Annotated in this window: 6 protein-coding genes and 1 pseudogene; 3 read left to right on the plus strand and 4 right to left on the minus strand. The window is 52.5% G+C overall.

Annotation, left to right across the window (positions count from 1 at the left end; translation table 11 throughout):
• The first annotated feature begins 137 nt into the window (after positions 1 to 137).
• The 3 genes from J7438_RS19680 to J7438_RS19690 all read left to right on the plus strand — a co-directional run bounded on the left by J7438_RS19680 (position 138) and on the right by J7438_RS19690 (position 4,174).
• The gene (locus J7438_RS19680) at positions 138 to 1,157 is read left to right on the plus strand and encodes a DUF1853 family protein (RefSeq protein WP_209277898.1); all 1,020 of its coding nucleotides are present in this window, start codon (positions 138 to 140) and stop codon (positions 1,155 to 1,157) included.
• Positions 1,158 to 1,457: 300 nt separating this feature from the next.
• Positions 1,458 to 3,380, plus strand: coding sequence for an RING finger domain-containing protein (locus J7438_RS19685; protein ID WP_209277899.1), 1,923 nt, complete (start codon positions 1,458 to 1,460; stop codon positions 3,378 to 3,380).
• Between the two features lie 143 nt (positions 3,381 to 3,523).
• A complete protein-coding gene (locus J7438_RS19690; RefSeq protein ID WP_209277900.1) occupies positions 3,524 to 4,174 on the plus strand; it encodes a hypothetical protein in 651 nt (216 codons plus the stop codon).
• Between the two features lie 4 nt (positions 4,175 to 4,178).
• Here J7438_RS19690 and J7438_RS19695 read toward each other — a convergent pair.
• The 4 genes and pseudogenes from J7438_RS19695 to J7438_RS19710 all read right to left on the minus strand — a co-directional run.
• Positions 4,179 to 4,460: pseudogene (locus tag J7438_RS19695) on the minus strand (transposase); the annotation flags it as partial.
• Positions 4,445 to 4,699, minus strand: coding sequence for a transposase (locus J7438_RS19700; RefSeq protein ID WP_209277904.1), 255 nt, complete (start codon positions 4,697 to 4,699; stop codon positions 4,445 to 4,447). The gene J7438_RS19700 and the pseudogene J7438_RS19695, both read right to left, overlap by 16 nt.
• On the minus strand, positions 4,668 to 5,156 hold the full coding sequence (locus tag J7438_RS19705; protein ID WP_209277901.1) for an IS1/IS1595 family N-terminal zinc-binding domain-containing protein: 489 nt from the start codon (positions 5,154 to 5,156) through the stop codon (positions 4,668 to 4,670). Before J7438_RS19705 ends, J7438_RS19700 begins: the two co-directional genes overlap by 32 nt.
• A 90-nt stretch (positions 5,157 to 5,246) precedes the next feature.
• A partial coding sequence (locus J7438_RS19710; protein WP_209277902.1) for a hypothetical protein occupies positions 5,247 to 6,115 on the minus strand: 869 nt, incomplete at its 5' end.

A 6,115-nucleotide genomic window follows, 5' to 3' on the forward strand; every position in this document is an offset into this window, starting at 1 on the left:
TCGATGATTTTGATGTGTACAATCTCCGTTCACCCTTAGCGTCCTTCGGTTCCTCAGGACGAACAGAGTTTGGAGGCCATTGATAAAAAGAACCCATCAATTACATTGAAACCATGTAATAGTATATAAACGTCAGTATGAACAGATTTTCACATCAAAGCATACATCACACTCTACAACAGGCAGTAGAGTGGGTACAAAACAGCCCGCCGTTATTTAATCGTACGACCAGCCCTCTTTTTCTTGACTCCCCCTTACCGGCCGGAACAGCCCCGGTGATTCCTGACCAACAGCAACTGGCCCTTCTGGAAAGTCTGGTTAACCAAAAAGGCAATCCCCTGCTCGGCATTTTCAACGAAACCCTATGGCAGTTCCTGCTGAACCAGCTGCCTGATAACCAGACCATTGCCGTTAACCTGCAGGTGAATGGTGAGAAAAATGGTCAGCCTGCCACACTGGGTGAATATGACCTTATCTACCAGCGGAAAAACCAGTTTATCCATCGGGAGCTGGCCGTTAAGTTTTATCTGGGTATGCCTGGTGAAGCTGACAATGCCATGGGGTCTCCATGGCAACATTGGGTCGGTCCCGGACTCAGGGACCGGCTGGATCGCAAGATGGATCGCCTGCTCCATCATCAAGCCCTGTTGAGTGATAGCCATGAAGGGCGGGAAACATTATTAACGCTGGGTATTGTCCAGCCGGTTGCTAAAGAGATCCTGATACAGGGAAGGCTTTTTTATCCCCTGTACCGCACAGATAAAACAGCCATACCGCAACTGAACGACATCCAACTAATAACTCAGGCAGAACAGAATATAACAGCGCAATGCCCGCCACCCGAGTATTGCAACCAGAATCACCTGAAAGGTTATTGGTTAACTCAAAGCCATTTCCTTCTGAGTACCCGGTCCATCACCAGGGATGTCCGCTTCCAGATACCTCAGAAAGTGCAGTGGTTGAATCAGAACCCTGTTGCAGAGTTGCTCGATCATGATGCGCTGATACGCCAGCTGCAACCGCAAAAACGACCGGTGTATATCAGGGCAATCCATCAGGCGCTGCAACAACAGATGCATTTGTTTATTGTGCCTGATGACTGGCCTGAGAGAGCGATAAAGGCTGTAAAACCTACGCGATGTTCGACAGTTCTTTGATCAAATAATCGATCATACAAAAGACAGTGGTGATAAACTGTTCAACTGGCATGGCTGATATCCTTTTTGGAGTCCACTGTTTTTAATAGCAGACAGAAAGGACAGCCATGCCCTATTAGGTCAGTTAAAAGTCGAACATCGTGTATAGTTACTTCCGGCAGGATGATAAGCCGACAGGATTTCAGTCGGTTTCTTCCTGATTCTACTCAAGGGGAAGTCTGAGGCAGCCAAGATTAAAGCCCCCCGGTTTTCTCCAACTTTTTCACGGAACTTCAGGTTGATAAACAAGTCTGACAAGTTATGAACAGTGTCAGTCAATCTTGTGCAATCTGCTTTGATGAAATAAAGGAAAGTCCTGGTACAAGGCGCTCTCCCACTGCAGCGGCCCTGGCTCGAAAGATCCGAATCAAAGACACGACCACAGTCGTAAGGCTACAGCCGTGCACTCATGAATACCACCACGCATGCATAAGCGATTGGGTAAGAATATCCCCACGATGTCCAATTGACCGCCGCTTGATAACGGGCAGTACTCCCTCAATGACCTGGCCCGTAGATCTGCGGAAGGAGCTATTCAAGTCAATTGAGGGCAACCGGATCGAGGATGTGGAGGATATTCTGTCAACCGGGCTCAACCCTGATCAGCGGTCGTTCCCGGATAGGAAAAACCCTCTAACCCTGTCGTTAAAGCAACAATGTTGGGAAATAGCAGCACTGTTGATCAGGGCGGGTTTGACCACCAACAGTAAAGTAGCGCAAAACAACCTGGGCTTGATGTACCTGAACGGTCTGGGGGGGGAGCAGAACTACGCCGAGGCCCTGACCTGGTTCTACAAGGCCGCCGACCATGGGAACGCCAACGCACAAAACAACCTGGGCTGGATGTACCTGAAAGGTCTAGGGGTTGAGCAGAACTGCACCGAGGCCCGGACCTGGTTCCACAAGGCCGCCGACCGGGGGGACGCCAACGCACAATACAACCTGGGCTCTATGTACTTAAAGGGTCTGGAGGTGGAGCAGAACTACGCCAAGGCTCTCACCTGGTTCCGCAAGGCCGCCGCCCAAGGGGACGCCGACGCACAAAACGACCTGGGCTGGATGTATTCAAAGGGCCTGGGGGTAAAGCAGAACTACGCCGAAGCCCTGACCTGGTTCCGTAAGAGTGTCAAACAGGGAAGTGCCGCCGCGCAAAACAATCTGAGCTGGATCCTCAGGGAGTTGCTTCTGGAGACGGAGCAAAACTCCGTCGAGGCCTTTATCTTGTTCCGCAAGGCCGCCAAAAAGGGAGACGCCGCCGCGCAAAACATCCTGGGCTGGATGTACTTTAAGGGGGTGGCGGTGGAACAAAGCCACGGTAAGGCTCTGATCTGGTTCTGCAAGGCCGCTGACCAGGGACACGCTCCCGCACAAAACAACCTGGGCTGGATGCACTATAAGGGTCTGGGAACGGAGCAGAACCACACCGAAGCCCTGACCTGGTACGACAAGGCTGCCGACCAGGGACACGCCACGTCACAATATCAGCTCGGCTGGATGCACCTTAAGGGGCTGGGGACGCAGCAGAACTGCGCCAAAGCCCTGACCTGGTTCGGTAAGGCTGCCGACCAGGGGCACGCCGCTGCGCAATATCAGTTGGGCTGTATGCACCAGAAGGGTCTGGGGGCGGAGCAGAGCTACGCCGAGGCCCTGATCTGGTTCCGCAAGTCTGCCGACCTGGGACACGCCGCTGCCCAGTATCATCTGGGCTGGGTGCTTCTGAAGGGGCTGGGAATAAAGCAGAACTATGCCGAAGCCCTGATCTGGTTCCGCAAGGCCGCCGACCAGGGAGACGCCGGTGCACAACACAGCCTGGGTTGGATGCACCAACACGGTCTCGGAGTGGAGCAGAGCTATGCCGAGGCCCTGGCCTGGTACCGCAAGTCTGCCGACCGGGGAAACGCCGATGCACAAAACAACCTGGGCTGGTTGTACCTGATGGGCCAGGGGGTGGAGCAGAACTATGCCGAAGCCCTGTTCTGGTTCCGCAAGTCTGCCGACCAGGGTGCCGCCGCTGCGCAATATCATCTGGGCACGATGCACCGGAAGGGCCTGGGGGTGGAGCAGAACTACGCCGTGGCCCTGACCTGGTTTGACAAGGCCGCCAGGCAGGGGTACCCCGCTGCGCAAAAAAGTCTGAACTGGCTGCACCGCAACAGCCCGGGGGTGGAGCAGTCAAGCTGCTGACAGCGAACTTTACCCATAACCTTTTGTCCAACTCCCGTTTCCCGGCTATTTCCATGGCGTAGTTTCATCCATGGGTTTCACCAACCTTTATCAATTGCCAAAAAACAACAGTCATTAAGTCAGCTTTTCAACAGGACGTAATTATGCAGCCAATTTCACCCGCTCTGGCAGCCCCGGGCTGCAATGCCGGTTTTGACCAGCCTTTGCCAGCGCCGGAAACTGCCTCCGGCAAAACACCTGGCTTGTTACAACAAGGCCAAAAACCTATTAGTGACAGTATGTGGAGCCAGGTTCCCGCCGTTCAGGTCATGGCATTTCGTCTGCTCAACCGTCTGTCATCGGAAGGCTGGGCCCGGGACCTGGTGGATATGATGTATCTGGATGATGAGACCCGTGAGTGGGCAGAGTCCGAATTAAGCAGTGAAGAATCAACAGCCCCCACACTGGACAGCAACGGCAGTGTATTGAAAGCGCAATGCCCGCCACCCGAGTATTGCAACCAGAATCACCTGAAAGGTTATTGGTTAACTCAAAGCCATTTCCTTCTGAGTACCCGGTCCATCACCAGGGATGTCCGCTTCCAGATACCTCAGAAAGTGCAGTGGTTGAATCAGAACCCTGTTGCAGAGTTGCTCGATCATGATGCGCTGATACGCCAGCTGCAACCGCAAAAACGACCGGTGTATATCAGGGCAATCCATCAGGCGCTGCAACAACAGATGCATTTGTTTATTGTGCCTGATGACTGGCCTGAGAGAGCGATGAAAGTCGCTAAAACCTATAGGGCCTGTTGAGGTTTTACATCGGTAACCAGACGATACAGCAGGCCATAGCGACGACGCTGACGCTGACGCTGACATAGTTGCGCTTTAACTTGTCATATCTTGTCGCAACACCTCGGAAGTGCTTCAACCTGGCAAATATATTCTCGACCAGATGTCGGTATTTGTATAATCCCCAATCCATACCCGTATTCCCCACCTTGGAACCCTTCCTTCTGGGAATAACCGGATTGGATCCTTTTTCTGTGATTTTATCCCTGACACTGTCGTAGCCCTTATCCGCTATGACATTCTCAGCTGTGAGCCCCAGCTTTCAAGGTCATCATAGATGTTGTATTCATCGGTATAAATCTGGCTCTGTGGGGCTACGTGTTTCTTGATAAATGGTTTGATTGTCGCCTTCTTAACGTTCGACAGCATGTTGATAATGACCTGACCTCCCCTTTGAATCATTCCCAATACCGGCGGTTTGTCTTTTTCAAGAGTCCCACGGCCCGGAGCGCCTTTAAGCCTTCTTTTTCTCGGTGGACGATCCAGATTTTTTTAATGCTTCAGGGTGTCCCTTGTGTCCAGCTACAATGTAGACCTCGTCGAATTCAACTTCGCCATCAAGAATCACTTCAGGCTTTCGGTCAACAACACCATTTCGTAAGACTGTGGTCATATGGTGTGCATCACTGACACACAGATCAAGTTCCTGAGCTATCTGGCTGTTGGAGACGTTCAGCCCCATTAAATAGAGACAGGCAATCCAGACTTTGAGTGGTCGGTGGTGTCCTGCGAAAACCGTATTTGTCAGGTCATCGAAGTAGCGTTTACAGGACTTACAGTAATAGTGCTGGCACTCTACCTGCACATTGTCGTGTCCATTCTTTTTGACATTCTCAGAATCACATTGCGGACAGAGAACAGTGCCATCTGGCCAGCGGTTCTCACGGATCATCTCAAAGCAGGTTTCATTACTGATGAGATCTGAGATTCGGCCTATATTCATGGTCAATGCTGGCGATGGCTAATTATATCCACCAAGGATAGTTCAGCAGTTCGGCATTCGAAAAGAGCCTAAAACATTTGTCCAGCTCAGCTACTTTATCAAGTCGTCCCAGTCTGTACCGAGTTCATTTATTTCATGGGCTGGTTCCTGCGCAGGAACACTCTGCCTGTTCATTCGTTCCCGGATTCCCTTAATACCCTGGGATACTGAGTTGACCGCAGCGCTTGCCAGTTCTTTACCACGGGTCAGTGGTTTCATCGCCAGCTCCTGACCACGCACCCCCTCCTGGTAACCGGTAATCCATTGATAGGTTGAATAGCCGGCAATCCCCAATCCGCCCGCTGCCAGAAGGGAACCTGTGGTGATTCCCATCGTAGCGGCTGTTGTCGCTGCAGCGGCATTGCTGCCGTCCATGTCGGCAATCATTCCTTCATCGCCAACGCTCCTGCGCCCGATGCGGTGGGGGGCATGTCTACCCGCCTCGATGCCGACTTGTTTACCCGAGGTTTCGACCGTGGTGTTCATCGCTATGGTGCTTGAACCATCGGCAATGGATGTAGCGTTATTGACCTGGCAAGCATCACTGTACGACAAGTGCAATGCATCCAGAAATTCGGTTCGCGCAGAGCAATTGGCTGTTAACACCCGTGGGTCGGCTTTTTGGCAAAGAAGCTGATCATTGGCGACAGATCCATTATTCACTTTAGTGCCATCGACATAGCTGTTCACCGCCGTGGTGTTGGCAACCGTTCCTCTAACGTCTCCACCCCCGATGCCGGCGTCTGCATTTGTACCCGAGGTTACGACCGTGCTGTTCACCGCCGTGGTGTTGGTAACCGTTCCTTCGACCCAAACAATCCCCCCCCCAATGCCGGCGTCTGCATGTGTACCCGAGGTTGCGACCGTGCTGTTCACCGCCGTGGTGTTGGCAACCGTTCCTTCGACCCAAACACCCCCCC

The organism is Thalassotalea sp. G20_0, assembly GCF_017744175.1.
Taxonomy (GTDB): Bacteria; Pseudomonadota; Gammaproteobacteria; order Pseudomonadales; family Endozoicomonadaceae; genus Endozoicomonas.